This is a genomic window from uncultured Brevundimonas sp. (assembly GCF_937870815.1).
Classification (GTDB): Bacteria; Pseudomonadota; Alphaproteobacteria; order Caulobacterales; family Caulobacteraceae; genus Brevundimonas.
On record NZ_CALMZS010000034.1, the window covers coordinates 1 to 2,164 of the forward strand.

Below are 2,164 nucleotides of genomic sequence, written 5' to 3' on the forward strand. Positions count from 1 at the left end.
GGTTGTTGATGTGGTGGCCGGCCTTGACGCCCTCGTAGCGGCCCAGCAGGGGCGCGCCGAGAACGTACATGTCGCCGATGGCGTCCAGCGCCTTGTGCCTGACGAACTCGCGCTCCATCCGCAGCCCGCCCGGGTTGAGGATCTGGTCGCCGTCGATGACCACGGCGTTCTCGAGGCTGCCGCCACGGGCCAGGCCGGCCTCGCGCAGGGCCTCGACCTCATGGGCGAAGCCGAAGGTGCGGGCGGCCATGATCTCGGCCCGGAAGGTGGCCTCGTCGACGACGAAATCCACCACCTGGTTGCCGATCACCGGGGTCGGGAAGTCGATCTCGAAACGCATCTCATAGCGGTCGCAGGGCAGCAGGACGGCGCTCTTGTCGCCCTCCTCCACCCGGATCGGCTCGAGGATCTCGATATAGCGGACCGGGGCCTCCTGACGGCGGAAGCCGGCGCGGTCGAGCAGCTGGACGAACTGCAGGGCCGAGCCGTCGAGGATCGGCAGTTCGGGCCCATCGACCTCGACCACGGCGTTCGACACGCCCAGGGCGGCGAAGGCGGCCATCAGGTGCTCGATGGTCGACAGGCGCACCCCGGCGGCGTTCTCGATCATGGTGTTCAGGCGGGCGTCGACGACGGCCTCGCCGGAGACCGGGATGACGTTGTCGCGATCACGCACGTCGGTGCGCACGAAGACGATGCCCGTGCCGACCGGGGCCGGACGCACGGCCAGACGCACCCGGTCGCCGGTGTGCACGCCCACGCCGGCGATGATCGCCGGCGCGATGGTCGTCTTCTGGTGATGGTCGTTGCGGACCGGCAAAACTCAAACTCGCTTCAACTTGCGCCCCGCCTCTGCGTGCGGAGTTCGCCCCAGGAACCCTGTAGCGGCGTGCGGCCCAGCGGAAAATGAAAGTCGGGTTTCGGATTGTTTCGTTAACGGGAGGCAGCAGGCAGCAGGCAGCAGGCGTGCGCCTCAGTCTCCCTCTCCCGGCAAAGCGAAAGGGCGGCCCTGCGACCGCCCTTCCCTGCTGCCTGCTGCCTGCTGCCTGCTGCCTGCTGCCTGCTGCCTGCTGCCTGAACCCTAGTTGGCCAACCGCCGCAGGAAGGACGGAATCTCGAGGTCGTCCTCGGCCTGGCCCTCGTCGAACTCGGGCGCGGGCTGGACCTGGCTGGTCGAGCGCATCTCCGTCGTGCGGGTCTGCGGCGCATAGGCCGGCTGGACAGGCTGGCGCTTGCCGCGTCCGAACAGGCTCCAGCCCGACTTGCGGTGATCGCGCTCGTCGTGGTCGTCATAGGCCGGCTCTTCGGCGCGCGGGGCCGGCTGCGAGGGCGGCGGCGCGGCCGGGCGCTCGCCGGCGCGGTCCATGTAGAGATCGCCCTGGGCGGCCGGGGCCGCGGCCTGGGCGGCGGCGCGGGGCGAGGACTCGTATTCCTCGACCCAGGGATCGACGATCGGCTCCAGGGCGCGCTCGTCGGCGACGTGGATCACCGGCTCGGGGCGAGGCTCGGGCGCCCGGGCGACGGCGCCGTAGGCCGGCTGGGGCGACTGAAAGCTCGGCACGACCGGGGCCGGCTCGGGCCGCCGGGCGGCCTCGGCCCGGACCGGCTCCCGCCCCGCGTCCTGGCGCACCGGCTCGGCCCGCGAGGCGGCCCAGGACGGCGTCGGGCGGCGGGTCTCGAGCGGCGCGGCGGCGATCGAGGACGGCGACTGGGCCACGGCGAGGTCCTCCATGCCGGTGGCCACGACCGAGACGCGGATCTTGCCGTCCAGGGCCGGATCGAAGGCGGCGCCGAAGATGATGTTGGCGTCGGAATCGACCTCGCCGGCGATGGCGTTGGCGGCCTCGTCGACTTCCAGCAGGGTCATGTCCATGCCGCCGGTGATGTTGACCAGCACGGCCTTGGCGCCCTTCAGCGAGGTCTCGTCGAGCAGCGGATTGGCGATGGCGTTCTGGGCCGCCATCAGGGCGCGGTCGTCGCCCGAGGCCTCGCCCGTGCCCATCATCGCCTTGCCCATCTCGGACATGACGGCGCGCACGTCGGCGAAGTCGAGGTTGATCAAACCGGGCAGGATCATCAGGTCGGTGATCGAGCGCACGCCCGAGTGCAGCACCTGGTCGGCCATGCCGAAGGCGTCGGCGAAGGTGGTGCGCTCATTGGCGAC

General features: G+C 71.1%; 1 protein-coding gene and 1 pseudogene. Both read right to left on the minus strand.

Features of this window, described 5'->3' with window-relative positions:
• On the minus strand, nucleotides 1–820 hold an 820-nt coding region (gene lpxC / locus Q0588_RS02465; RefSeq protein WP_298743445.1), incomplete at its 3' end, for a UDP-3-O-acyl-N-acetylglucosamine deacetylase.
• Nucleotides 821–1,081: 261 nt separating this feature from the next.
• Nucleotides 1,082–2,164 (minus strand): annotated as a pseudogene (locus tag Q0588_RS02470) (cell division protein FtsZ); the annotation flags it as partial.